This is a genomic window from Amycolatopsis sp. NPDC051716 (genome assembly GCF_040681595.1).
Classification (GTDB): Bacteria; Actinomycetota; Actinomycetes; order Mycobacteriales; family Pseudonocardiaceae; genus Amycolatopsis.
This window is the reverse complement of record NZ_JBFAZA010000011.1, coordinates 21304-46200: the sequence shown is the minus strand read 5'-3', so window position 1 is coordinate 46200 and position 24897 is coordinate 21304. Positions and strand designations below refer to the sequence as shown.

The following is a 24897-nucleotide window of genomic DNA, read 5'->3' as shown; positions in this document are numbered from 1 at the left end:
TCGGGTTCGTACCCCGTCGCGGGCGCTCGCCGCGGGGAAGCTTCCGGGTCGTACCCCGCCGCGGGCAGGGGCGAGTCCACGGTGACTCGTGCCCCGCGCCGCGGGGAGGCTTCGGGTTCGTACCCGGTCGCCGGCGGTGATTCGACCGTCACCCGCGCGCCTCGCCGCGGTGAGGCCTCCGGTGCCTACCCCGTCACGAGCAGCGAAATCACCACGACCCTTTCGCGCCGGGGGGAAGCTTCCGGCGCTTACCCGGTCGCCGGCAGCGAGACGACCGCCGCCCGCCGAGGGGACGTGCCCGGTGGCCACCCCGTCGCCGGTGGCGAAGCGACCGCGCCTCGCACCGGCCGCCGAGGGGAAGCCTCGGGCGCCTACCCGGTCGCCAACGGCGAAACCGCCACCGGTCGCCGCGGTAAAACCTCCAGTGCCCACCCGGTCGCCAACGGCGAGACCACCACCGGCCGCCGCGGCGACACCTCCGGCGCCCACCCGGTCGCCACCGGCGAGACCGCCACCGGCCGTCGCGGCGAGGCCTCGGGCACCTTCCCGGTCGCCAACGGCGAAACCGCCACCGGCCGCCGCGGCGACACCTCCGGTGCCCTCCCCGCCGCCGACAGTGAAACCACCGCCGCGTACGCCACCGTCGGGAGCACCGGTACCCCCGCGCGCTCGCGCCGCAAGGGCGGCGACCGCTCGGCCCCGGACCGCACCGAAACCCCCGGCTCCGGCAGATCCACCCGAGCTGCCCGCCGAGCCGGAGCCTCCGGTGCCCACCCGATCGCCGGCCCCGCCGGAGCGACCGGCGGCTTCCCCGCCGATTCCGCCGCTCCCCGCGCGCGCCGCAAGGGCGGCAAACCCGCCGGCCGCCACCCCGAATCGGCCGCCGAGCGGACCGAGGTCATCGCCCGGCCGGACGACGAGCTCGCGGCCCCCGGGGTTTCCCCCCTCGCCGACCGGGGCGACGACACCGGCGCCCGGACCGGTGACCGCGCCGCCCGCGGCGAAGCGCCCGGCTCTCCCCGCATCCTCGACCGGAGCGACGACACCGGCGCCCGGACCGCCGACCGCGGCGACAGTGCCGGTCCCGAGCACGGCGTCAGCACCGGCCTCGACCGCAGCGAGCGCAGTGACACCACCGGCCCCGACCGCGCCGGGCGCAGCGACAGCACCGGCCCCCACCGGGCCGGCCGCAGCGAGGGCACCGGTTCGCACCGGATCGTCGGCAAGACCGCCGACGCCACCGGGTCGCACCGCATCGTCGGGAAGAAAGCTCCGCGCCGGCGGATCGCCGGCTGGCCGATCGCCTGCATGGTGCTGGCCGTCCTCATCGGGCTCGGCGTCGTCGGCTGGAACTGGGCCGACAACGAGCTCAACAGCCGCGCCGAGGCGCAGGCCGCCAGCTGCGACGGCGGGACCGCGCAGATGCGGATCGTCGTCACCCCGAGCGTGCAGAAGCCGGTCACCGCCGCGGCCGACCGGTGGAACCAGGCCGCCACCGTCGTCCACGGGAAGTGCGTGCGCATCACGATCGAAGGCAAGCCGTCGGCGCAGGTGCTCGACGCGCTGGTCGGCCGGGCGAAGGTGGACTCCATCGGCGGGCTCCCGGCCGCGTGGCTGCCCGAATCGTCGTACTGGGTCAGCGAGCTCACCACCAAGAAGCCGGAGATGATCGGCTCGCCCGCCCAGTCGGTGGCGAACGCGCGCTCGGCGGACTACCCGTTCATCGGGCTGGCCGGGCCGGGCATCGACGACACCGCGCTGCGCGCCGCCCAGACCTTCCGCGAGTACCTGGAGCAGCCCGCCCAGCAGGCCGACTTCGCCGCGGCGGGGATCAAGTCCACCTAGCCGCTAGACGCGCGTGCCGTTGTCGAGCTCGGCCACCACGGCGACGTCGTCGTCGGCCAGTTCGAAGTCGAAAATCCCGAAGTTCTCCCGGATCCGGGTGGTGGTGGCCGACGCCGCCACCGCGACCGTCTCGTTTTGCAGATGCCAGCGGAGCACGATCTGGGCCGGGGTCTTGCCGTACTTGGCGGCGAGCGCGGTGACCGTCTCGTCCGACAGCAGCGCGGCGTTCGCGGCCGGGCTGGCGGCGGCCGTGACGATGCCGCGCTCGCCGTGGAACTCGCGCAGCGGGAGCTGCTGCAGCCACGGGTGCAGCTCGATCTGGTTCACCGCCGGCACCGAGCCGGTCGCGTCGATCAGCCGGCGCAGCTCGGAGACGCCGAAGCCGGCGACGCCGACCGCGCGGACCCGCCCGTCCGCCCGCAGCCTGCTCAGGGCGCGCCAGGTATCGGTGAACGCGCCCTGCGTGCCGTCCAGCAGGCACAGGTCGGCCCGCTCGAGCTGGAGCGCTTCCAGCGCCTGGTCCGCGGCCCGGCGGGCGGTGTCGTACCCCTGGGCGGGCACGTGGAAGCTGACGAAGAGGTCTTCGCGGGGCACGTCGGCCGCGGCGAGCTCCGCGCCCACCGCCGGCTCGGTGCCCGGGGTCGTGTCGATGCCGCGGTAGCCGGTGTCGAGAGCGATGCGGACGGCCCGGCCGGTTTCGGCCGGGGACAGGCCGGCGACGCCGAACAGCAGCTGGGGGATGCGGACTCCGACGGACAGGGCGAGCGAAGGCGGGACGGCCATCAACCGGTGATCCTCACTTCGGATGCTGCGCGGACCTCCATCATCCCACCCGGGCGGCCCGCTCGCGCAGATACGCCGCCGTCGCCGGGTCGGCCGGGAAGAACGACTCGATCACCAGTTCCGCCACGGTGACGTCCAGCGGGGTGCCGAACGTGGCGACCGTGCTGAAGAAGGTGAGGTCGGTGCCCTCGTGGCGGAACTCGAGCGGCACGAAGATGTCACCCGGTCCGGGGACCTCGACCTCGGGCACGGGCTGGTCGCAGGGGTACCCGCGCAGCTCGTCCAGGAGCTCGGCGAGCCCCGCGTCCGCGGTCTGGGCCACCTGCCGCCGCAGCCGGCCGAGCAGGTGGGCGCGCCACTCCCCCAGGTTGCGGATGTGCGGGGCCATGCCGTCGGGGTGCAGGGTCGCGCGCAGGACGTTGGTGGTCAGCCCGGCCGGGATCCCGGCGACGAAGAGGCCGGTGGCGGCGTTGGCCTCGACGAGGTCCCAGTTCCGGTCGACGACGGCGGCCGGGTACGGCTCGTGGCCCGCGAGGAGCTGCCGCACGGCCCGGCGGACGGCGTCCATCCCGGGGTCCCCCAGCGCGCTCTCGGTGTACGCGGGGGCGTAGCCGGCGGCGAGCAGCAGCCGGTTGCGCTCCCGCAGCGGGACGTCGAGGTGCTCGCCGAGCCGCAGCACCATGTCCCGGCTCGGCTTGGACCGCCCGGTTTCCACGAAGCTCAGGTGGCGGGTGGAGATGTCGGCCGAGATGGCCAGGTCGAGCTGGCTGATCCGGCGCCGGTCGCGCCATTCCCGCAGCAGTTCCCCGACGGGCCGCTGCCGTGTCTGCACCATGGTCGTCACGCGAGCGACGCTACGGCGATCACCGAGCCGCTGCCATTACTTCGCGGGTAATGGCCCGGCATTACCTCCCGCGTAATCGACGGGCCGTCGCGGCGCCGCCAGAGTGGGTTCCAGCAGCGGGACAGCCGAACCGGTTGTCCCCCAACGAAAGGAACCAGTCATGAGCGACGTCCGCACCCTCGTCGAGCAGTACATCGCGGCCTGGAACGAGACCGACGCCGACAAGCGCCGGGCCCTCATCGCCGACGTCTTCACCGCCGAGGCCGGCTACACCGACCCGCTCGGCGCCGTCACCGGGCACGACGGGATCGACCAGTTCGTCGCCGGGGCGCAGCAGCAGTTCGGTGGGCTCACTTTCAGCCTGCCCGCCGAGCCCGACGCCCACCACGACCTCGCCCGCTTCCAGTGGTACCTCGGCACCCCCGGCGCCGAGCCGGTCGCCATCGGGTTCGACGTCGTCGAACTGGAAGCCGGGAAGATCGCCAAGGTGCACGGGTTCCTGGACAAGCTGCCCGGCTGAACCCGTGGGGGCTCCCCGGCGGGAGCCCCGACGGCCGTCAGGCCTTCAGCGCGCCCCGCCAGCGGACGGTCGGGCGGAGCTTCTCCGGGTTCACCCGGTGCTTGTTGGCGCCCACGATGTCGAACATCGATTCGATGAGCGTGTCCGACAGCAGGTGCGGCTCCAGGCCCAGCCCGACCAGCCCGGTGTGCTTCACGTTGTAGTAGTGCTCCGGTGCCTCGGTGCGCGGGTTCTCCAGCTGCTCGATCTGCACCGGCCCGGGGAACCGGTCGGCCACCAGCTCGGCGATGCCGGCCACCGGCATGCTTTCGGTCATCTGGTTGAACACGCGGAACTCCCCCGGCTCGGCCGGGTGCTCGACGGCCAGGCGGATGCACTCCACGGTGTCGCGGATGTCGATCAGGCCGCGGGTCTGCGTGCCCTTGCCGTACACCGTCAGCGGCTGGCCCAGCACGGCCTGGATGACGAACCGGTTGAGCACCGTGCCGAACACCGCGTCGTAGTCGAAGCGGGTCGCCAGCCGCGGGTCCAGCGCCGTCTGCGGCGTCTGCTGGCCGTACACGATGCCCTGGTTGAGGTCCGTGGCGCGCAGGCCCCACGCGCGGCAGGTGAATTCGATGTTGTGGGAATCGTGGACCTTGGTCAGGTGGTAGAACGAACCCGGCCGTTTCGGGAACAGCACGCGGTCGGAGCGGCCGTTGTGCTCCAGCTCCAGCCAGCCTTCTTCGATGTCGATGTTCGGCGTACCGTATTCGCCCATCGTGCCGAGTTTGACCAGGTGGATCGCGGGGTCGATCTCCGCGATCGCATAGAGCAGGTTCAGCGTCCCGACCACATTGTTGTGCTGCGTGTACACCGCGTGTTCGCGGTCGATCATGGAATACGGCGCCGACCGCTGCTCGGCGTAGTGGACGACGGCGTCCGGCGCGAACTCCCGCACCGCCCCGAACAGGAACTCCGCGTCGAGGAGGTCGCCTTCGTAGCTGGTGATCGTCCGGCCCGACACCTCGCGCCAAGTCGCGATCCGGTCGGCGAGGGATTTGATCGGGACCAGGCTTTCGACACCGAGTTCGGCGTCGTACCCGCGCCGCGCGAAATTGTCGAGAACGGCCACCTCATGGCCTTTGTCCGATAAGTGCAACGCGGTCGGCCAGCCCAGATATCCGTCACCGCCGAGAACCAGCACACGCATTGTGCCGCCCTTCCTGCTCGTTTACGCCACCCGAACGCTATAGATCACGTGCTGATGAAGACCTGGCAATGAGCTGTGAATCTCCTATGCGTAAGGGGGTCGGACGGCGGCGCGGCCGGCCCGCGGGGAGGATGGGAGCATGACGACCGTAACCAACGGCGTGCGGGCCCGCACGGCGGAGAAGACCCGCCGTCGCGGCTGGGCCCGGCTGGCGCGCGCCGCGACCACGTCGGTCGCCGCCACGGTCCTCAGCCAGGTCGTGCTGCTCGCCGTCCTCGCCACCGGCGGCGCCGCGGCCCTGGCGAGCACGCTGGCCTGGGCGGCCGGGGCGGTGCTGAACTTCCTGGTCACGCGGCGCTGGGTGTGGGGCCGCACCGGGCGGCCGCGCGTCCGGCGCGAGCTGCTCCCGTACCTCGCGGTGATCGGGCTCGGCGGGCTGGCGTCGATCGGCCTGACCACCCTCGCCGGCTCGCTGCTGTCCCCGCTGGGCCTGCCGCACTTCTGGTGGGTCGTGCTGGTCGACGGCGCGTACGTCGCCAGCTACGCCCTGGTGTTCGTCGTCAAGTTCACGCTGCTCGACCGGTTCGTGTTCGGCCGCGGCGCAGCACGTACCCCCGCCACCACGTCCCCGTCATGACCCGGGCGTAGTTGGCGCCGTAGACCAGGCTGCCGCCCTTCTTGCTCTTGCCCGCCTTGCGCAGCCGCATGCTCATCGGCAGCTCGACGACGCGGGCGCCGCGGGCGGTGACGCCGAGCAGCAGCTCCGACGACTGGTACTGCGGCTCGCGCAGCGGGACCGAGCAGGCCAGGTCCGCCCGCATCGCGCGGAAGCCGAACGACGTGTCGGTGATCCGCCGGGCCGTGAGCACCGACGCCAGGATCGCGAAGACGCGCACGCCGAGCCATCGGACGCGGCTGTCGGCTTCCTCGTGCCCGAGCCGCCGGGACCCGGTGACGAAGTCCGCGGTGCCCTCGACGACCGGACGCACCAGCGTTTCCAGCTCGCTGTTGTCGTACTGGCCGTCGGCGTCGGTGGTCACGATGTACTCGGCGCCGGCTTCGGCCGCGAGGTGGTAGCCCAGCCGCAGCGCGGCGCCCTGGCCGCGGTTGCGGGGCGCGACGCACACGTACGCGCCGTGCGCCTCGGCGATCGCGGCCGTGTCGTCGGTGCCGCCGTCGACGACGACGAGGACGTCCACCCGCATGCCGAGGCACTCGTCCGGCATCTTCTCCAGGACTTCGCCGATGCCGCCGGCTTCGTTGTAGGCGGCGATGACGACGGTCAGCGGCGCCAGTTCCGGGTCCGGGTGGCGGCCGCGGAAGTCGGCGAGGGCGCCGGAGTCGACGTCGGCGGGGAAGGCGGCGAGCCGCTTCCGGCTCGCCGAGGTCAGCGTGGTGAAGCCGAGCGCCCCGGCGACGGGCAGTAGCACGAGCGCCGGGAGCTGGTAGCGCCACGAGAACTGGAACACCGCCGAGGCGAACAGCAGGAGGAGCCCGCTCGACGCCGCGAACAGCGCCCCCGCCTGGGCCCGGTCCAGGGGCTTCTTGCGCCGCACCACCGGCAGCAGGCCCAGCAGCGCACTGAGGCCGAGCACCCCGCCCGAGACGTAGCCGCCGTCGAGCTGGTAGTCGCGGAGGATCTTCGCCAGTGGCTGGTCGACGCTCGCGACGACGCCGTCGTTCTGCAGCGTGACCAGGTCGATCAGCGACTGGTCGGCCCACTGCGGGTACGTGAGCTGGAACTGCCACCGGTCCAGGGGGACGTCGGTCAGGCCCTGCTCGCGGGTCCAGGCGAAGCTCTTGGCGAAGTCATCCAGGATCGCTTCGGCGACGTCGCGGGGCTGCTGTTCCAGGACGTCGACGGCGAACTCGTGGGCCAGCGCGGCCTTGTCCGCGCCGGGCGGCAGCGGGCCCGGCCAGTTCGGGTCGAGGTCGGCGTGGGTGTAGTTGTCGACGAGCCGCTTTTCACGGGGTTCGGCCGGGCAGAACACCCGCAGCACCGGGTCGAGGTGGAGGTTCGCGCAGTCGGCGACGGCGGCGGTCCGGCCGTAGAGCATGTTCCCGGACGGCCCGCTCAGCCCCCACTTGCCGGTTTCCGCGTGCACCCGCGCCGCGTACGGCACGAGCACGGCGAGCAGGCCCAGGAGGCCGACGCCGGCCCGGCGCCAGCCCGCCCACCGCCGCCACGCTCCCCCGGCGACCACGAGGAAGACCAGCAGCGGGAGGGCCAGGGAGATCCCGATCAGCCGCGTCAGCACGCCGAAGCCGAGCAGCAGGCCCGCCGCGCCGGCGCGCTTCCAGCCCGGTGTGCCCCGGCCGAGCAGCAGCCAGAGGAGCCCGAGGAGGACGGCCTCGAACGTCACCTCGGACATGATGTTCTGCTCGATCTGCAGCTGATAGGCGTCGAGCAGCACCGGGGCCGCGGCGAGCGCGGCGACCCACGGGCGGCCGCCGAGACGCAGGACCAGCCCGTAGACGCCGATCGCGATCAGCACCCCGCCGGCGTGCTGCACCGCGGTGACCCAGGCGAGCCCGCCGACCGCGAGGAGCGGCCGCAGGACCAGGTCGTAGCCGATCGGGTCGAGCTGATCGGCCCGCAGGGCGTGCAGGTTGTCGATGTAGCGGAACGAATCGATGAACAGCAGCGCGGGCCGGTAGGCCAGCCAGGTCAGCACCCGGAGCGTGATCGCCGGGACGAGCAGGAGGAGCAGCAGCCAGTGCCGGCGGAGAAACGGTGTCACGGCGTCTGGAGGCCGGAGAAGTACTTCCACGCCGTGGCCAGGCCTTCGGTGAGCGAGACCTCCGGGGAGTAGCCGATGGTCTCCGCGCTCGCCGAGACGTCGACGACGACCGCGGGCATCTCCCCGGCCGGCGCCTCGACGTGCTCGACCGGCAGCTCGGCGCCGGTCACCTCGCGCACGGCTTCGACCATCTCGAGCACGGACACCGAGCGCCCGGCACCGACGATCGCGCGGCCCGAATAGCCGCTGCCGAGGGCCAGCAGGATCGCGCGGACGACGTCGTCGACGTGCACGAGGTCGCGGCGCTGGCGGCCGTCGCCGTAGACCCGGACCCCGGTGCCGGTCAGCGCGGCCCGCATCATCCGCGGCACGAAACTGTCCTTGTGGGACATTCCCGGGCCGTAGACGTTGGTGAACCGCAACGCACACGTGGTCATGCCGTACGCCCCGGCGTAGCCCGACAGCAGCATTTCGCACGCCGCCTTGGTGGCGCCGTACGGCGTCAGCGGGCGCAGCGGTAGGTCCGGGGTGATGGTCGCGGTGCCGACGTCGCCGATCACCGCATTGGTCGAGGCGAGCAGGAACTTCGGCACCTCGCGGCGGCGCGCGAGCTCCAGCAGCTCCTGGGTGACCAGGACGTTGTCGGCGAAGGTGTCCTCGGGCAGCTCGACCGACTTCAGCACCGACGTCAGCGCGGCGAGGTGCACGATCGCCGCGGTCTCGCCGGTCACGGCCTGCTCTCGGACGGCGGCGTCGCGGAGGTCGCCGGTCACCACGCGCACGCCGTCGCGGTCTTCGGGGAACGGCACCCGGTCCACGACGGTGACCGGGCCGCCCCGGTCGCGGAGGGCGCGCACGACGGCCCGGCCGATGAAGCCGCTGCCGCCGGTCACGACCACGGACGTCCGATCAGGACCGGTCCCACTCACCATGGGCGTCAACCTACCCGGCGTTCCTGTGCGCCCGCAGTGTGCCCGCACCGGCGGAACCCGGCTTCAGGCGAAGGCCTCCGGCGGAGGGCACGAACAGACCAGGTTGCGGTCGCCCGCCGCGCCGTCGATGCGGCGGACCGGGGGCCAGATCTTCGGTGCGGCCGTCCCCGCCGGGAACACCGCGGTTTCGCGGCTGTACGGCCGATCCCAGTCGCCCGCGACGCAGCGGGCGGTGTGCGGTGCCTGCCGCAGCGGTGAGGCCTCGAGGGGCCACTCCCCCGCCGCGACGCGGTCGATTTCGGCGCGGATCGCGATCATCGCGGCGCAGAAGCGGTCGAGCTCGGCGAGGTCTTCGCTCTCGGTCGGCTCCACCATCAGCGTGCCCGCGACCGGGAAGGACATCGTCGGCGCGTGCAGCCCGTAGTCCGCCAGCCGTTTCGCGACGTCGTCGACCGTGACGCCGGTGGCCTTCGTCAGCGGCCGGAGGTCGAGGATGCATTCGTGCGCCACCAGCCCTTCGCGGCCGGCGTACAGCACCGGGTAATGATCGGCGAGGCGGCGGGCGGCGTAGTTGGCGGTGGCCACCGCCACGAGCGTCGCCCGGCGGAGCCCTTCGGCGCCCATCATCCGGATGTACGCCCACGAGATCGGCAGGATCGACGCGCTGCCCCAGGGCGCCGCGCTGACCGGGCCGACGCCGGTGGCCGGTCCGGCCGCCGGCTGCAGCGGGTGGTTCGGCAGGAACGGCGCCAGGTGCGCCCGGACCCCGATCGGGCCGACGCCCGGCCCGCCGCCGCCGTGCGGGATGCAGAACGTCTTGTGCAGGTTGAGGTGCGAGACGTCGGCGCCGAAGCGGCCGTACTGGGCGACGCCGATCAGCGCGTTCAGGTTGGCGCCGTCGACGTACACCTGCCCGCCCGCGTCGTGCACCGCCGCGCACACCTCGCCGACGGTGTCTTCGTAGACGCCGTGCGTCGACGGGTAGGTGAGCATGATCGCGGCGAGATCGGCCCGGTGCTCGTCCACTGTGGACCGCAGGTGGGCGAGGTCGATGTTGCCCGCCTCGTCGCAGCGGACGACGGCGACCCGCATGCCCGCCATCACCGCGCTGGCCGCGTTCGTGCCGTGCGCGCTGGCCGGGATCAGGCAGACGTCCCGCGCGTGCTCGCCGCGGGCGCGGTGGTAGGCGCGGATGGCGAGCAGGCCGGCGAACTCGCCCTGACTGCCCGCGTTGGGTTGCAGGGAAACCGTGTCGTAGCCGGTGATCCGGGCGAGCCAGGCGCTCAGGTCGGCGACCACGGTCAGGAGCCCGGCGGCGTCTTCGGCCGGTGCGAACGGGTGCAGGCCGGCGAACTCCGGCCAGCTGATGGGCTCCATCTCCGCCGTGGCGTTGAGCTTCATGGTGCACGAGCCCAGCGGGATCATGCTGCGGTCGAGCGCGACGTCGGAGTCCGCCAGCCGCCGGAGGTAGCGCTGCATCGCGGTTTCCGAGCGGTGCGCGTGGAACACCGGGTGCGTGAGGAATTCGCTCGTGCGCCGCAGCGGGGCCGGGAGGGCGTCGGCGGTGTCCGCGTCCAATCCGTCCACATCGGACACGGAGACGCCGAACGCCTTCCAGACGCCGGAAAGCCGCTCGCGGGTCGTGGTTTCGTCGCAGGCGATGCCGACGTGGTCGTCGTCGATCCGGCGCAGGGAGATGCCGAGGTCGCGCGCGGCGGCGACAATGGTGTCCGCCCGGCCGGGCACCGCCGCGACGACCGTGTCGAAGAACTCGCCGTGCACGACGTCGACACCGCCCTCGGCGAGGCCGGCGGCGAGCACGGTGGCCATCCGGTGGGCGCGCAGCGCGATCGACCGCAGGCCCTCGGGCCCGTGGTACACCGCGTACATCGACGCCATCACCGCGAGGAGGACCTGCGCGGTGCAGATGTTGGACGTCGCCTTCTCGCGGCGGATGTGCTGCTCGCGGGTCTGCAGGGCGAGCCGGTACGCGGGCGCGCCGTCGGCGTCCTTCGCGACGCCGACCAGCCGGCCGGGCAGCTGCCGTTCCAGGCCCTTCCGCACGGCGAGGTAGGCGGCGTGCGGGCCGCCGAAGCCGAGCGGGACGCCGAACCGCTGCGTCGAGCCGACGGCGACGTCGGCGCCGAGCTCGCCGGGCGGGCGCAGCAGGGTGAGGGCGAGGGGGTCGGCGGCGACGATCACGGCCGCGCCGTGCTTCTTGGCCTCGCCGATGGTCAGGTCGAGCTCCCGGACCGCCCCGGACGCGCCGGGGTAGGACAGGAGCACGCCGAAGAAGTCACCGCCGAGCCCGAGCCCGGTCAGCCCCTGGGAGAGGTCTTCGACGACCAGTTCGATGCCGAGCGGCTCGGCCCGGGTCCGAAGCACGGCGAGGGTCTGCGGCAGGGTGTCTTCGTCGACGACGAACCGGTGGGAGGTCCCTCGCCCGGCCCGGCGCACCAGGGTCATGGCCTCGGCGGCCGCGGTGGCCTCGTCGAGCAAGGACGCGTTGGCGACGGGGAGCCCGGTCAGGTCCGCGACCATGGTCTGGAAGTTGAGCAGCGCTTCGAGCCGCCCTTGGGAAATCTCGGGCTGGTAGGGCGTGTAGGCGGTGTACCAGGCCGGGTTCTCGAGCACGTTGCGCCGGATGACGGGCGGGGTGACGGTGTCGTGGTAGCCGAGCCCGATCATCGAGGCGGTCAGCCGGTTGCGCCCGGCCAGCTCCCGGAGTTCGGCCAGCGCCTGCGCTTCGGAGGCGGGCGGAGGCAGTTCGAGGGGCTGCGCGGACTCCCGCAGCGACGACGGCACGGCCCGTTCGGCGAGTTCGTCGAGGGAGGCGACGCCGATGACGTCGAGGATGTGGCGGAGTTCGTCCGGTCCGGGCCCGATGTGCCGGTCGGCGAAGGGAAGACCCTGTTCCAGGGAGGCGAGTGACGGCTCCACGAGACCTCCTCCGAACGGCATGCCCGCCTGACCCGACCTTAGTTCACGAGGTGACCACGGCGGGGGTCCGGGGGCGGAGCCCGCCGGGCGGGGTGTGGGGGTTGCACCCCCACAAGACACTCCGAAGGGTTCGGGCGAGCGCATGCCGCGAGCACGGCTCGCCCAAACCCGGAGGAACCCTCCCCGCTCTGTCTGACCCCGAAGGGCGCCTGAGAGTTTCGCCCGCAGGTTGAACCGGGCTTGCACCGTCGGCGGGGCCATCAGGCTGTGTCCTGACGACCCGCTTTCCAGAGGCGTCTCGTCCGCGCGGTCCAGGGTGCCTGAGAGGTTCCGGGGAGGACTTGCTCCTTCGGCGCCGAGCTCAAGGTGTGGCTCGGACTCTCCCGCGCGGATTCGTCGACCGCACGGTGAACCTTACTCTGTCTGCCGCAGTGGTGATCAACCGGTCTTGCGGGCGTTGCGGCGCTGAGTGAGTTCGTCCGGTTGGTGCGTCTCGACGATGCCGCCGTCGGCGCGTTCGGCCGGGAACTCGTGGATGGTGCCGCTGATCTCCTGCATCGCGCCGCTGACGGCGATGCCGAAGACGCCCTGGCCGCCCTGGAGCAGGTCGACGATCTCCTCCGGAGAGGTGCACTCGTACACCGTGGTGCCGTCGGAGAACAGCGTCACCCGGGCCAGGTCGCGGACGCCGCGGACGCGCAGGTGGTCGACGGCGACCCGGATGTTCTGGAGCGAGACGCCGGTGTCCAGGAGCCGCTTGACGACCTTGAGGACCAGGATGTCCTTGAAGGAGTACAGCCGCTGCGAGCCGGAGCCGTGCGCGGTGCGGATGCTGGGCGCGACCAGTTTGGTGCGGGCCCAGTAGTCGAGCTGACGGTAGGTGATGCCGGCGATCTGGCACGCCGCCGGACCCCGGTAGCCCACCAGCTCGTCGGGCAGCGAGTCATCGGGGAACAGTTCCCCCTGCTCGCCAGTCGCGACCCCGACAGGCTGCTTCTCGGAACCAGCCTCGACCACGCAAGCCTCCCCTCGCCCGACCTGGTGGCCGGCGAATGACAGCCGGAGGAGTCCCAGGAGTGGGACCCGCCGGAGATCAACCGCCACGGTCCGGCCCCAGACCGTGAATCACACCGTGGCGATTTACCTCCTTCGACGGTAAGCGCCAGGAGAACACCGGTCAACGCGACGCGCGGCAACGCTCAACGGTCGGCTGAGCCTTTGAGCCGTTCGCCGTACCCCCACTCGTGGCCCGGCAAACCCGGTGGACATTTTTTACTCAGCCGAGTAACTTTTACTCATGCAAGTAAACACCGACCTCATGGCCGAACTGGGCCTCGGTGCCACCGAGGCCGCGCGCCGGGCGCAGATCATCGGGGCGACCATCGGCGTCCTGGCCGACCTCGGCTACCGCCGGACCACCTTCGCCAAGATCAAGGAGCGCGCTGGGCTCAGCAGCACCCGGCTGATCTCGTACCACTTCACGAACAAGGCCGGCCTCATGCAGGCCGTGCTCAGCACGGTCGTCGAGACCAAGGGCGCGTTCCTCACCGAACGCACCGGCGGCGGCCTCGACCCGGCCGACCGGCGCGGCTACCTGCGGGCGCACATCGAGACGTCGATCGCGTTCCTGCGGGCGTACCCGGAGTGCGTCCGGGCGCTGTCGGAGCTGGCCGCCAACTCCGACGATGCCGACGGCTGGGTGATGACGAAGGTGCTGGTCGACGACCTGCGGGTGCACGGCCTGGCCCGGCAGCTCAAGCAGGGCCAGGCCGACGGCACCTTCGGCGCCTTCACGCCCGAGGTGATGGCGATGTCGATCGCGCAGGCCATCGACGGTGTCGCCGCCGCCTACGCGGCCGACCCTTCGCTGGACCTCGAAACGTACGGGCGCGAAGTGGCGGACACGTTCGTCAAAGCGACGGCGCCTTGAGGACCCGGTCGAGCCGGTCTTCGATGCGGGCCTTCGGGAACGCGCCGACGATCGTCTCGACCGGCTCGCCGCCGCGGAAGAGGATCATCGTCGGCAGCGACATGACCTGGTAGGCGCGGGTGGTCTCCGGGTTCTCGTCGGCGTTGATCTTGCGGACGGCGAGTTCACCGGCCCGCTCGGCGGCCAGCTGCGCGAGCACCGGGCCGACCATCCGGCACGGGCCGCACCAGGTGGCCCAGAACTCGACGAGCACGGGGACGTCGCTGCCGAGGACTTCGGCAAAGGTCGCGTCGGTGATGTCGGCGACGGTGTTGTTTTCGGACAAGGCGGGCTCCTTCACGGGCGCGGGGATTCGGGCACGACACACGGATCGGGCGCCTGCCGCGCGAGGGCGGCCGCGAGTTTCCCGGCCAGTTCGCCGCGGATGCCGCCGAGCCGCGCGAGGAGGGCGTCGGCTTCTTCGAGCTTGCGCCGGTACACCTCGATCGAACTCGCACAGGAGTCGCCGGTTTCGTGGCCGCTGCGCAGGCACTCGACGAACGGGCGGGTTTCGTCGAGGGTCAGGCCGACCGTCTGGAGGGTCTGGATCTCCTTGACGAGCTGGAGGTCGTCCTCGCCGTACTCGCGGTAGCCGTTGGCCGAGCGCCGTGCCTGCAGCAGGCCTTGGTCCTCGTAAAACCGCAGCGCACGAGTAGTGGTACCCGTGCGCTGCGCCAGTTCTCCGATCCGCATGCCCTCGACGCTAGACGTTGACGTCCACGTCAAGGCAAGTTCTCACACCTCGAGGCGAGCGAAAAGCTCTACCGCGGGAGGAGACGGGGGTCCGGGGGCGTGCCCCCGGGCGGGGTCTGGGGGTTGCACCCCCAGAAGACACGGCGAGGAGCTCGGCGCGAGCGCTTTCCGCGAGCGCACCTCACCCAAGCTCCGAACCTCCGAACCCTCAGGTATCGGCTCCGCGGAAGTCTTCCGGCGACACGGAGTCGAGGAACTCGCGGAACTTCTCGACCTCGTCCTCCTGCTCGTCCGGGATGATGAGGCCGGCTTCCTCCAGCACCGAATCCACGGCGTGGATGGGAACGCCGATCCGCAGGGCCAGGGCGACCGAGTCGCTCGGCCGGGCGGACACCCGGATGTCGCCGTCGAACACGAGCTCCGCGAAGAACGTGCCCTCCTTCAGGTCGGTGATGACGACCTGCTCCAGCTCCCGGCCGAGCGCTCCGATGACCTCTTTCAGCAGGTCATGCGTGAGCGGGCGGGCGGGGCGGACCCCCTGCTGCTCCAAGGCGATGGCGGTGGCTTCGACCGAGCCGATCCAGATCGGCAGGTACCGTTCACCCTCGGTCTCCCGCAGCAACAAGATCGGCTGATTCGCGGGCAGCTCGACCCGCACACCGACGACGCGCATTTCGCTCATCGGGCTTCGCCTCCCTCTCGTGCACACGGGCTGCAGCGCTGAACCGGCTTCACGCCCATACTCCCGACGCTACCCGTCATCCGTGCGCTGTGCTCGCTGTCCGGACTCTCTCAGTTTGCCTGCCGCAAACCCGTGCCTTCACGGTACGGCATGCGGTGCCGAACATTCAGTCATTGACATGGGACCGCAAAGAGGATCTCACTGCCCCGTTATCGATCAACACCCGGAGACGCCGCGGATTCCGGCCTTGACGAGCAGCGTGTGCAGGGTCACGGACAGCGCCGCCAGCTCCCGCACCACCTCGTCGGCCCGCGCTTTGGCCTCCGGGTCACGGTGCCGGTACACCGGCGTCACGATCTGCTCCAGCAGCCCGACCTCGCGGTCGGCCGCGGCGCGGAAGGCACGCAGGTGTCTCGGCTCGATCCCGAATTCGGTCATCGCCTTGACCGTCCGCGCGACCAGCACCGCGTCGGGGTCGAAGAACCCGGCGGGACCGGGCCGGACCAGGCCGTACTGCTGCAGCTCGGCCAGTGCCGGCGCGTCGATGCCGGCCTGCTCCAGGAGCTCCTCCTGGGTCAGGCGCAGCTCCTTGCCCGCGGTGAAGTCGTCCGCCACGGGCAGGCCGACGTTCTCCGCCGGCGCGTCGATCGGCACCAGCCGGCGCGGCGGGCGGGGCAGGGCCGCGGTGGGCCCGGCCCCCGAGTCCGCCGCGTCCAGCTGTTCCTTGATGACCTTCAACGGGAGGTAGTGATCCCGCTGGGCGGCCAGGACGAACCTCAGTCGCTCCACGTCCGCCGCGGCGAACTGCCGGTAGCCCGACGGTGTCCGGCCCGGCTGGACCAGGCCTTCCGCTTCGAGGAACCGGATCTTGGAGATGGTGACATCGGGGAAGTCGCCGCGCAGCTGCGCGAGGACCGCCCCGATGCTCAACCCGTGGTTCTGTGGCCGCCCGGCCGCCGTCACTGCGCCCCCTGGCCCCCGTGCCCCGGGCCGGTCAGGAAGACCAGGCGGAACTTCCCGATCTGCACCTCGTCGCCGCCGGCGAGCACCGCCTGGTCGACCGGCTCGCGGTTGACGTAGGTGCCGTTGAGGCTGCCGACGTCGATGACGACGAACTCGCCGCCTTCACGCCGGAATTCGGCGTGCCGGCGGGAGACGGTGACGTCGTCGAGGAAGATGTCGCTGTCCGGGTGCCGCCCGGCGCTGGTGGTGTCGCGGTCGAGCAGGAACCGCGAACCCGCGTTCGGCCCGCGCTTCACGACCAGCAGGGCAGAACCCGGGGGCAGGGCGTCGACACCCTGGACCGGGGCTTCCGGGGCGGGCTCGCGGCCTTCGGCTTCGGCCAGGAAGTCGGCCCGGAAGACAGAGGTCCGCTCCGGAGACTGCTCCGGGGGAACGCCGCCGGGCCCGTCGTTCGTGCTCACCTGAGCTCTCCTCCACACATGCTGTGTTGCCAGTACTCAAGAACGTGTAGCTGCCAACGTACCGTGCCTGATCGATTCTCCGAGCCCCGGCTCCCCGAACCGGCGCAGTGCTGGTCCGACCGGGTCAACGTGGGGTTCAGCCCTTGGTCAGGGCGTCGTACGCCTCGGCTTCGAGCAGGGCTTCCAGGCCCGCCGGGTCGTCGAGCCGGATCTCGATCAGCCAGCCCTCGCCGTAGGGGTCGCTGTTGATCAGCTCGGGCGAGTCGGCGACGGCGTCGTTGACCGCGACGACCTCCCCGTCGACCGGCGCGAACAGCTCGGAGACGCTCTTGGTCGACTCGACCTCGCCGAAGACGTCGCCCGCGCTCACCTGCCGGCCGACGTCGGGCAGGTCGACGAACACGACGTCGCCGAGCTGGTCCTGCGCGTACTCGGTGATGCCGACGCGCACGAGGGTGTCCTCGCCGCGGGTGGCGACCCACTCGTGTTCTTCGGTGTAGCGAAGCTCTTCAGGAGCGGACAACGCCGGTCCCCTTTCATGCCCTCACTGGCGAAAAGTGTTGGGCGAAGTCTTACACCCACACGGCGCAGCCGCCCGCCACGACCCGGGGAAAGCTCATTCCGCTCCGGTGCCGCGCAGGGCGTTGCGCGCCTGCACGACGTAGAGCACGCCGGACCAGACGTAGAGGACGGCGCCCCAGATGGTGAAGGCGTAGCCGATCGGCCGCGCCACCGCGGCGACGTCCGAGCCGCCCTGCGCGAGCAGCAGGCACGGGAAGGCGTACATCAGGACGAAGGTGGCGCCCTTCCCGATGTAGGTCACCTCGGGCGGCGCGAAACCGCGGCGGCGCAGGGTGACGACGCAGACGCCGAGCACGGCCTCCCGCAGGACCAGCGGGACGACGACCCACCACGGGATGATGCCGCGCACGAGGAAGGCGACGAGGGTGGCGAGGATGTAGAGCCGGTCGGCGGCCGGGTCGAGCAGCTGCCCGAGCCGGGACATCTGGTTGAGCCAGCGGGCGAGCTTGCCGTCGAGCCAGTCGGTGAGGGCGCTGAAGACGAGCAGAGCGAGCGCCCAGCCGTCTTCTTCCGGGCCGAGCAGCAGCCAGAGGAAAACGGGCACCCCGGCCAGCCGCAGCAGGGACAGCATGTTGGGGACGTTCAGGGCCTGCCGGAGCAACGACGGCTCGGCACCGGCGGGAGCGGCGGGTTCGGGGGCGGCTGTGCTCACCGGGCCATTAAACAGCGGCACGGGCCCGGGCCGCCCGGTGGTGCGGCACGCAGCGTGACAGCCCGCGGGGCCTCCCGGCTGGCGGCCGGCGGGGTGGGGGGCGCATCCCGCGGCTTGGCGCGACGGGCCCCGGGCCGGGCCGAGCGGCGAGGCACCCGGGCCGCGGATACCGAGCGGGCGGCGGGGTGGCGGGGCGCATCCCGACCTGCCACCCGCGGCTTGGTGAGGCGGGCCTCGGGGCCGGGGTGGCGAGGCGCCCGACCTGCGGCCGCCGAGCGGGCGGCGGGGTGGCGGGGCGCATCCCGGCCCACCGCCCGCGGCTTGGCGCGACGGGCCTCGGGGCCGGGGCGACGAGGCGCCCGACCTGCGGCCGCCGAGCGGGCGGCGGGGTGGGAACCACACGATGCGCGGGCCGCGGATGCCGAGCGGGCGGCGAGGTGCGACCCGCTCGGGGCCCGGGCCGTGGGGCGCGGGGCCCACCGGGCTCGCGGAGACGTGAGCGGCGACCGGCGGCGACGGGCCGATCGCCGCGACGGCGGCCTGACCGGCTCCGGACCCGAGGCGTTCCGGCGCGGGTCCGGGCTGGTCGGCCGCGGAGCCGGGCCACCCCCCGCGGCCCGGCTCGGGTCAGCTCGTGCGGCCCGGCTCGGGGTCAGCTCGCGCGGCGGCGGTGGCTCCACCCGCGTCGCTGCAGCTCGGCGCTGGTCAGCGACTCCGGGCGGCCTCGGTAGTCGGTGCCCATCCAGCGGGCGCGGCCGGCCCGGCCTTCGAGGACGTACGGGCGGCCACCGCACCAGACCACGGTGCTCGGGACGGTCGGCGGACTGGACGGGTCTTCGGTGCTGGTCACAGCGTCGGCGTTCATCGCTCTCACGGATTCGGGACGGGGATTCGGGACGGGAAGCCCTTCGGCCTCCACCAAGATCTTCGGCGCGCGGGGCCGGATTGTTAACCGGAGCGGCGCGAATTAGACCGATCGATTCTTGATGACAGCGGGAGGTTTCGGAGCGTGAACGGAATGTTAATCGTCCATTGTGGACATCTTGCCGGCAGCCACCGGACCGGCCGCCGGCCCGCTGTTGTAATCTCCGGCACACCCGTGGGCGCGTGGCCGACGGGGACCGAGCTGAGCGGGGAGGAAGGATCGCGGTGCCCCACCCGACCGCCACGAGGACGTGGCTCGTGGCCTGCCTCGCCCTGCCGGTGCTCGCCGCCTGTTCGGGCGATCCGGCCGCCCAGGCTCCCCCGGCCCCGCCGTCCTCGACCGCTCCGCCGTCCGTGCCGACCTCGGCCGGGACCCCGCCGCCGCCCCCGTCCCCCGGCGGCAGCGAGTCCGCGCCCGCCCCGGTGACCAAGCCGTCCGGGCCGCCGCCGTCGGTGCCCGGGTCGTGCGGCACCGTCACCGCCGCCAGCGGGCTCACGCTCTACGTCTTCGACAGCGGGTCCGCCGGGGTCAGCTGCGTCTCGGCGACGAAGCTGGTCGGCGACTTCCACCGCAAGATCGCCGGGCGCCAGGGCGCCGGCTCGAACGACGCGGTGAACGAGACCGTCGACGGCTGGCTGTGCACCTCCGGGCCGCCCGCCGCCCAGGGCGGCACCACCTGCACCAAGGGCGAGCAGACGGTCTTCGCCGCCGTCGTGCCGTCCGAGTGAGTCCGTTCCGATCTCCCGCGCTCCTGAAGGGCCCATGAAGACACTCGCCTACCCCTTGCTGTTCGTCGCCGCGGCCGCCGCACTGGCCGGCTGCGGCGGCGACCCGGCGCCCGCCGCGCCGTCGTCCGCCGCGCCCGCTCCGGTGCCCGCCGCGGCCGCGGCGGCCGCGTCGACGGCCCCCGGCGTGCCGTGCGGCGACGTCACCGGTACGGGCGGCGCGAAGACGGCGGTCGTCGCGCACGGCAACATCGACTGCGCCGCGGCGGCGACGCTGCTGAAGGACTACTTCGCGAAGCTGACCCCGGCCGAGGCGAACGACGCCGACGGCCCGGGCCCGATCGTCCTCGACGACTGGACGTGCGGCAGCGGCCCGAACGACCCGGTGACGGCGTGCTCGACCGAGGACGGCCGCCAGGTCGAGGGCACCCGCCGCTGAGCCGTCAGGACTTGAGGTCGGGGAAGTCTTCCTCGCGGTACTCGGTCCCCTGGGCGCGCTTCGGGTCGCTCTCGCGGCCGCGCAGCTCGACGCGCCGGATCTTGCCCGAGATCGTCTTCGGCAGTTCCGCGAACTCCAGCCGCCGGATCCGCTTGTACGGCGCCAGGTGCTCGCGGCAGTACGCCAGGATCGACCGCGCGGTCGCGGCGTCCGCGGGGAACCCCGCGGCCAGCACGACGTAGGCCTTGGGCACCGCGAGCCGGATCGGGTCGGGGGCCGGGACGACCGCCGCCTCGGCCACCGCCTCGTGCTCGATGAGGACGCTCTCCAGCTCGAACGGCGAGATGCGGTAGTCCGACGCCTTGAACACGTCGTCGGTGCGCCCGACGTAGGTGAGGTAGCCGCGTTCGTCGATCGAAGCGACGTCACCGGTGTGGTAAAAACCGCCGGCGAAGGCCGCCGACGTGCGCTCGTCGTCGTCCGCGTAGCCGGTCATCAAGCCCACCGGCCGGTGGGCGAGGTCGAGGCAGATTTCGCCCTCCGCCGCGCGCTCGCCGCTGACCGGGTCCACCAGCGCCACCACGAATCCGGGCAGCGGGCGGCCCATCGAGCCGGGCACGACGTCCTGGCCCGGCGTGTTCGCGATCTGGACGCTGCTTTCGGTCTGGCCGAAGCCGTCGCGGATGGTGACGCCCCACGACTTCCGGACCTGCTCGATCACCTCGGGGTTGAGCGGCTCCCCCGCCCCGACGACCTTGCGCGGTGGCGTTCGGAGCGCCGTCAGGTCGGCCTGGATGAGCATCCGCCACACCGTCGGCGGCGCGCAGAAGCTCGTCACGCCGCAGCGGTCCATCTGCGCCAGCAAGGCACCCGCGTCGAACCGGCTGTAGTTGTAGAGGAACACCGTCGCCTCGGCGTTGAACGGCGCGAAGAAGTTGCTCCACGCGTGCTTCGCCCAGCCCGGCGAGGAGATGTTCAAGTGGACGTCGCCGGGTTCCAGCCCGATCCAGTACATCGTGGACAGGTGGCCCACCGGGTACGAGACGTGCGTGTGCTGCACCAGCTTCGGCTTCGCGGTCGTGCCGGAGGTGAAGTACAGCAGCAGCGGGTCACCGGCCCGGGTCGGGCCGTCGGGGGCGTACTCGGGCGATTCGGCGAACGCGGCCGAGTACGGGTGCCAGCCCTCGACCGGCTCCCCCACCGCGATCCGGGTGTAGCCGCCGGCCACGCCGTCGAACTTCGGCGCGTCCACCGAACGGACGACGACGTGCCTGGCGGCACCGCGCTCGACGCGGTCGGTCAGGTCGGCCGGCCCGAGCAGCGTCGATGCCGGGATGATCACGGCGCCGAGCTTGATCGCGGCGAGGATCGTCTCCCACAGCTCGCCCTGGTTGCCCAGCATGAGGATCAGCCGGTCGCCGCGGCGGACGCCGAGGTTGCGCAGCCAGTTCGCCACCTGGTTGGACCGGCCGGACAGCTCCGGGTAGGTCCAGCGGTTCTCGGTGCCGTCCTCCTCGACGATCCACAGCGCGGACCGCCCGGCGTTGTCCGGGTCGTGCGCGACGACGTCGAACCAGTCGATCGCCCAGTTGAACTCGTCGAACTCCGGCCAGGCGAAGTCGCGGTACGCCGTGTCGTAGTCCTCGCGGTGGGTCAACAGGTAGTCCCGCGCGACGCGGAACGCGTGGTGGACCTCCGAAGCGCTCACGCTGCCTCCTCCGTCATTCGCCCTTGAACTCCGGCGCGCGCCGTTCCATGAACGCCTGGACCGCCTCGCCGAGGTCCTTGCTGGGCAGGAACGCCGAGTTCCACGCCGCGACGTACCGGAGGCCGTCGGCGACCTGGCGCTCGGTGTTCGCCGCCAGCACCTGCTTCGTACCCTGCACCACCAGCGGCGGGTTCGCAGCGATCTCGCCGGCGAGTTCGCGCGCGGCCTTCACCACCGCGTCCTGGTTCTCGTAGACGTCGTTGACCAGGCCGATCTTCTCGGCGCGGGCGGCGTCGACGTCCTTGCCGGTGAGCGCGAGCTCCCGCAGGTGCCCCTCACCGATGATCGAGGCGAGCCGCTGCAGGCTGCCCAGGTCGGCGACGATGGCGACGCGCACCTCGCGGACGCTGAACTTGGCGTCGGCGCTGGCCAGCCGGACGTCGGCGGCCGCGACGACGTCGACCCCGCCGCCGATGCACCAGCCGGACACCGCCGCGACGACCGGTTTGCGGCATTCCGCGATCGAGCTGACCGCCGCCTGCAGCGACCGGACCTGGTCGAGGAACGCCGTCCGCGGGCCGGCGAGGTTGTCCCCGCCCAGCATCGGCGCCCAGTCGCCCATCATCGCCGGCAGGTCGAGGCCGTAGGAGAAGTTCGTTCCGCTGCCGGTCAGCACTACGGCCCTGACCTGCGGGTCGGCGTCCAGTGCGCGGAAGACCAGCGGCAGCTCGCGCCAGAAGTCCGGGCCCATCGCGTTGCCCTTCGACGGGCCGAGAAGCGTCACTTCGGCCACGTGGCCGTCGACGTCGACCTTCAGGGAGACGAGGTCGGGCAGACTGTCAGCAGTAGCGGTCATGGGGTCATCTTGACCCATGCCCGCGACGCCCCGCCATTGGCACCTTGCCAATTGACCCTCCGGTCACCGTGCCAACCTGGTCGGGGGATGCTTTCCTGAAAGAGACTCACACCACGACCGGGGAGGACGGTGGGACATGAGCCCGGCCAGCGCGACCGCGATCGACCCCGAACCCCCTTCCGCGCCCCTCCGGCGGGCCTCCCGTCCGATCGAGCTGACCGGCTCGTTCGACCACGAGGGCCACCGGCTCTGGTACACCGAGTTCGGCAGCGGCGACAAGGTCGTCGTCCTCACCCACGGCATCATGCTGACCCGCCGGATGCACGCGCCGCTGGCCCGTCGGCTGGCCCGCGCGGGCTTCCGGGTGATCACCCTCGACCTGCTCGGCCACGGCGACTCCGACCGGCCGACCGAGTCGTGGCTGTACTCGATGCCCTCGTTCGCCGAGCAGACGCTCGCCCTGCTGGACCACCTCGAGGTGTCGTCCGCGGTGATCGGCGGGACGTCGCTGGGCGCGAACGTCTCGCTGGAAGTGGCGGTGCAGGCACCCGCGCGGGCGCGGGGGCTGATCGTCGAGATGCCGGTGCTGGACAACGCGATCGTCGCCGGGCTGTTCACGTTCGCGCCGCTGCTGATGGCGGCCCGGTTCCTGCCGTTCACGGTGCAGGCGGTGGCGCTGGCGGCGTCGGTGGTCCCGCACGGCAACCAGTGGGTCGACGTCGTCACCGACACGCTGTCCCAGCGCCCGGCCCCGATGGCGGCCCTGCTGCACGGGGTGCTGTTCGGCCGGATCGCGCCGCCGAAGGCGATCAGGCGCAAGATCACGACGCGCGCGCTGGTGATCGGCCACCAGGGCGACCCGATCCACCCGTTCGGCGACGCGGACACCCTGGCGGTCGACATGCCGGACGCGGAGTTCGTCCAGGCCCGCAGCCCGGTCGAGCTCCGCCTCGACCCGACCCGCCTGTCCGACGCGATCCGCGACTTCGCCGCAAGCTGCTACGAGGACTGAAACCCGGAACTCGCGTGATCGAAGGCGCATCTCGCGTGATTGGAGCGCCAACTCGCGTGATTGAAGGGCCGACACGACGTCAGGCCGAAGGCCCGTAGTGTCGACCCTCAAATCACGCGTGTCGACCCTTGGATCACGCGTGTCGTCTCCCGGATCACGCGTGATTCCCCTCAGGACACGGGGGCGAGGCCGGCCACCGGGCCGATCACGATCACCGCGGGCGGGCGGACTCCGGAGGCCGCCGCGTCCGTCACCACCGTGTCCAAAGTGGACCGGAGGGTGCGCTGGGTGCGCATCGTGCCGTCCTCGATGATCGCCACCGGGGTGGCCGCCGGGCGGCCGCCGTCCAGGAGGGCCTTCGCGAACTGCGGGAGCCGCTCGACGCCCATCATCAGCACGATCGTGCCCGTCATCCGGGCCAGCAGCTCCCAGTCGACCAGGGACCGGTCGTCGCCCGGGGCGACGTGGCCGGAGACCACCACCACCTCGTGGGCCACGCCGCGGTGGGTGACCGGGACGTCCGCCACCGCCGGGACCGCGAACGCGCTCGTGATGCCCGGGACCATCGTCACCGGGACGCCCGCCTCGGCGCAGGCCAGCACCTCCTCGAAGCCGCGGCCGAACAGGTACGGGTCGCCGCCCTTGAGGCGGACGACGAACTTGCCCTCCTTGGCGCGCTCGATCAGCGTGCTGTTGATGACGTCCTGGCTGGCCGCGCGGCCGTACGGGATCTTCGCCGCGTCGACGATCTCCACCTCCGGCGCGAGTTCGTCGAGCAGCTCGCGGGGGGCCAGGCGGTCCACCACGACGACGTCCGCGCGCGACAGCAGGCGCCGGCCGCGGACCGTGATCAGCTCCGGGTCGCCCGGGCCGCCGCCGACCAGCGCCACCCCGGGCAGCGTGCCCTCCGGGTGCGGCCGGCGGCCGTCTTCGATCGTGCCGTTGTGCAGGCCGTCGAGCATCGAGTCGCGGACCGCCGCCGAACGCAGCGGCTCGCCGCCGGACAGGACGCCGAACAGCAGGCCGCCGTGCCGCCCGGACGCCGGGGTGACGGCGGAACCCGACTCGCCTTCGTCGGCGCGGACGCAGAACACCCGCTCCCGCTCGGCCTCCTCGCAGACGGCGGCGTTCACCGCAGGGTCGTTCGTGCAGGCCAGGGCGTACCAGGCGTCCTTGAGATCGCCGGGTGCGTAGGGGCGCTCGTGCCAGACGAGCTCGCCCGCGTCCACCATCCCCTGCACGGACGGCGTCGTGTGCGGCGACACCAGTTCGACGCGGGCCCCCGCGCCGATGAGGCGGGGCAGCCGGCGCTGGGCCACGGAGCCGCCGCCGATCATCACCACGCGGCGACCGGTCAGCTGCAGGCCGGAAAGGTAGTGCGGGTCGTCCATGCGCGGGAGTTTATTGGTGCCCGGGCCCTACGCCAGCCCAGC

General features: G+C 72.3%; 25 protein-coding genes and 1 riboswitch. Of the genes, 7 read left to right on the top strand and 18 right to left on the bottom strand.

The genetic code is table 11. The features are described 5' to 3' along the window. Positions 1-81: 81 nt before the first annotated feature. The gene (locus AB0M30_RS16985) at positions 82-1845 is read left to right on the top strand and encodes a hypothetical protein (protein WP_364584966.1); all 1764 of its coding nucleotides are present in this window, start codon (positions 82-84) and stop codon (positions 1843-1845) included. Positions 1846-1848: 3 nt separating this feature from the next. Here AB0M30_RS16985 and AB0M30_RS16980 read toward each other — a convergent pair whose 3' ends face one another. Both AB0M30_RS16980 and AB0M30_RS16975 read right to left on the bottom strand, forming a co-directional pair. Then, positions 1849-2628, bottom strand: a complete 780-nt coding sequence (locus AB0M30_RS16980; protein ID WP_364584965.1) for an aldo/keto reductase — start codon at positions 2626-2628, stop codon at positions 1849-1851. A gap of 40 nt (positions 2629-2668) precedes the next feature. Continuing rightward, positions 2669-3463: a helix-turn-helix transcriptional regulator gene (locus AB0M30_RS16975; RefSeq protein WP_364585156.1), complete on the bottom strand. Its 795-nt coding sequence runs from the start codon at positions 3461-3463 to the stop codon at positions 2669-2671. A gap of 169 nt (positions 3464-3632) precedes the next feature. Between AB0M30_RS16975 and AB0M30_RS16970 the strand changes: the two genes are divergently transcribed. Further along, on the top strand, positions 3633-3992 hold the full coding sequence (locus tag AB0M30_RS16970; protein ID WP_364584964.1) for a nuclear transport factor 2 family protein: 360 nt from the start codon (positions 3633-3635) through the stop codon (positions 3990-3992). A 37-nt stretch (positions 3993-4029) separates the two neighbouring features. Here the strand turns inward: AB0M30_RS16970 and AB0M30_RS16965 are convergent, their stop codons facing one another. Continuing rightward, on the bottom strand, positions 4030-5184 hold the full coding sequence (locus tag AB0M30_RS16965; protein ID WP_364584963.1) for an NAD-dependent epimerase/dehydratase family protein: 1155 nt from the start codon (positions 5182-5184) through the stop codon (positions 4030-4032). A 139-nt stretch (positions 5185-5323) separates the two neighbouring features. On the opposite strand from AB0M30_RS16965, the gene AB0M30_RS16960 reads away from it, so the two are divergent. After that, positions 5324-5821, top strand: a complete 498-nt coding sequence (locus AB0M30_RS16960) for a GtrA family protein (RefSeq protein WP_103342591.1) — start codon at positions 5324-5326, stop codon at positions 5819-5821. On the opposite strand, the gene AB0M30_RS16955 is transcribed toward AB0M30_RS16960, so the two are convergent. The 4 genes from AB0M30_RS16955 to AB0M30_RS16940 all read right to left on the bottom strand — a co-directional run bounded on the left by AB0M30_RS16955 (position 5751) and on the right by AB0M30_RS16940 (position 12814). Then, the gene (locus AB0M30_RS16955) at positions 5751-7925 is read right to left on the bottom strand and encodes a glycosyltransferase family 2 protein (protein WP_364584962.1); all 2175 of its coding nucleotides are present in this window, start codon (positions 7923-7925) and stop codon (positions 5751-5753) included. The genes AB0M30_RS16960 and AB0M30_RS16955 overlap by 71 nt on opposite strands. Then, the gene (locus tag AB0M30_RS16950) at positions 7922-8857 is read right to left on the bottom strand and encodes an NAD-dependent epimerase/dehydratase family protein (protein ID WP_364584961.1); all 936 of its coding nucleotides are present in this window, start codon (positions 8855-8857) and stop codon (positions 7922-7924) included. The genes AB0M30_RS16955 and AB0M30_RS16950 overlap by 4 nt, the downstream gene beginning before the upstream one ends. A 63-nt stretch (positions 8858-8920) precedes the next feature. Then, complete coding sequence (gene gcvP, locus AB0M30_RS16945; RefSeq protein WP_364584960.1) at positions 8921-11797, bottom strand: aminomethyl-transferring glycine dehydrogenase; 2877 nt, start codon at positions 11795-11797, stop codon at positions 8921-8923. Positions 11798-12094: 297 nt separating this feature from the next. After that, a riboswitch (glycine riboswitch) is annotated at positions 12095-12193 on the bottom strand. Between the two features lie 42 nt (positions 12194-12235). Beyond that, positions 12236-12814 (bottom strand): MerR family transcriptional regulator, encoded by a 579-nt coding sequence (locus tag AB0M30_RS16940; protein ID WP_103342587.1) that lies wholly within the window; start codon positions 12812-12814, stop codon positions 12236-12238. A 280-nt stretch (positions 12815-13094) separates the two neighbouring features. On the opposite strand from AB0M30_RS16940, the gene AB0M30_RS16935 reads away from it, so the two are divergent. Further along, complete coding sequence (locus AB0M30_RS16935; RefSeq protein ID WP_364584959.1) at positions 13095-13727, top strand: TetR/AcrR family transcriptional regulator; 633 nt, start codon at positions 13095-13097, stop codon at positions 13725-13727. Here AB0M30_RS16935 and trxA read toward each other — a convergent pair. From trxA to AB0M30_RS16895, 8 genes are all read right to left on the bottom strand, one after another. Then, positions 13708-14052, bottom strand: a complete 345-nt coding sequence (gene trxA, locus AB0M30_RS16930; protein ID WP_364584958.1) for a thioredoxin — start codon at positions 14050-14052, stop codon at positions 13708-13710. The two genes, AB0M30_RS16935 and trxA, sit on opposite strands and share 20 nt — an antisense overlap. An 11-nt stretch (positions 14053-14063) precedes the next feature. Further along, positions 14064-14459, bottom strand: a complete 396-nt coding sequence (locus AB0M30_RS16925) for a MerR family transcriptional regulator (protein ID WP_364584957.1) — start codon at positions 14457-14459, stop codon at positions 14064-14066. Positions 14460-14667: 208 nt separating this feature from the next. After that, positions 14668-15141, bottom strand: a complete 474-nt coding sequence (locus AB0M30_RS16920) for a bifunctional nuclease family protein (protein ID WP_004559569.1) — start codon at positions 15139-15141, stop codon at positions 14668-14670. A gap of 216 nt (positions 15142-15357) precedes the next feature. Further along, positions 15358-16104 carry a MerR family transcriptional regulator gene (locus tag AB0M30_RS16915; RefSeq protein WP_199191655.1) on the bottom strand — a complete coding sequence of 249 codons (747 nt, stop codon included), beginning with the start codon at positions 16102-16104 and terminating at the stop codon, positions 15358-15360. Then, positions 16101-16565 carry a glycogen accumulation regulator GarA gene (gene garA / locus AB0M30_RS16910; protein WP_004559567.1) on the bottom strand — a complete coding sequence of 155 codons (465 nt, stop codon included), beginning with the start codon at positions 16563-16565 and terminating at the stop codon, positions 16101-16103. The genes AB0M30_RS16915 and garA overlap by 4 nt, the downstream gene beginning before the upstream one ends. Positions 16566-16701: 136 nt before the next feature. After that, positions 16702-17088 carry a glycine cleavage system protein GcvH gene (gene gcvH, locus AB0M30_RS16905; RefSeq protein ID WP_013226819.1) on the bottom strand — a complete coding sequence of 129 codons (387 nt, stop codon included), beginning with the start codon at positions 17086-17088 and terminating at the stop codon, positions 16702-16704. Between the two features lie 93 nt (positions 17089-17181). Next, positions 17182-17799, bottom strand: coding sequence for a CDP-alcohol phosphatidyltransferase family protein (locus AB0M30_RS16900; protein WP_364584956.1), 618 nt, complete (start codon positions 17797-17799; stop codon positions 17182-17184). Between the two features lie 652 nt (positions 17800-18451). Next, positions 18452-18664 carry a hypothetical protein gene (locus tag AB0M30_RS16895; RefSeq protein WP_103342581.1) on the bottom strand — a complete coding sequence of 71 codons (213 nt, stop codon included), beginning with the start codon at positions 18662-18664 and terminating at the stop codon, positions 18452-18454. 284 nt (positions 18665-18948) lie between these two features. Here AB0M30_RS16895 and AB0M30_RS16890 point away from each other — a divergent pair, with 284 nt between their 5' ends. Next, positions 18949-19452 carry a hypothetical protein gene (locus tag AB0M30_RS16890; RefSeq protein ID WP_364584955.1) on the top strand — a complete coding sequence of 168 codons (504 nt, stop codon included), beginning with the start codon at positions 18949-18951 and terminating at the stop codon, positions 19450-19452. A gap of 34 nt (positions 19453-19486) precedes the next feature. Continuing rightward, positions 19487-19888 carry a hypothetical protein gene (locus tag AB0M30_RS16885; RefSeq protein ID WP_364584954.1) on the top strand — a complete coding sequence of 134 codons (402 nt, stop codon included), beginning with the start codon at positions 19487-19489 and terminating at the stop codon, positions 19886-19888. A 4-nt stretch (positions 19889-19892) separates the two neighbouring features. On the opposite strand, the gene AB0M30_RS16880 is transcribed toward AB0M30_RS16885, so the two are convergent. Then, positions 19893-21596, bottom strand: a complete 1704-nt coding sequence (locus AB0M30_RS16880) for an AMP-binding protein (RefSeq protein ID WP_364584953.1) — start codon at positions 21594-21596, stop codon at positions 19893-19895. 13 nt (positions 21597-21609) lie between these two features. After that, positions 21610-22452, bottom strand: coding sequence for a crotonase/enoyl-CoA hydratase family protein (locus AB0M30_RS16875; RefSeq protein WP_364584952.1), 843 nt, complete (start codon positions 22450-22452; stop codon positions 21610-21612). Between the two features lie 136 nt (positions 22453-22588). Between AB0M30_RS16875 and AB0M30_RS16870 the strand changes: the two genes are divergently transcribed. Beyond that, positions 22589-23464 (top strand): alpha/beta fold hydrolase, encoded by an 876-nt coding sequence (locus AB0M30_RS16870; RefSeq protein ID WP_364584951.1) that lies wholly within the window; start codon positions 22589-22591, stop codon positions 23462-23464. 170 nt (positions 23465-23634) lie between these two features. Here AB0M30_RS16870 and cobA read toward each other — a convergent pair whose 3' ends face one another. Beyond that, positions 23635-24855 (bottom strand): uroporphyrinogen-III C-methyltransferase, encoded by a 1221-nt coding sequence (gene cobA / locus AB0M30_RS16865; protein ID WP_364584950.1) that lies wholly within the window; start codon positions 24853-24855, stop codon positions 23635-23637. Positions 24856-24897 lie beyond the last annotated feature (42 nt).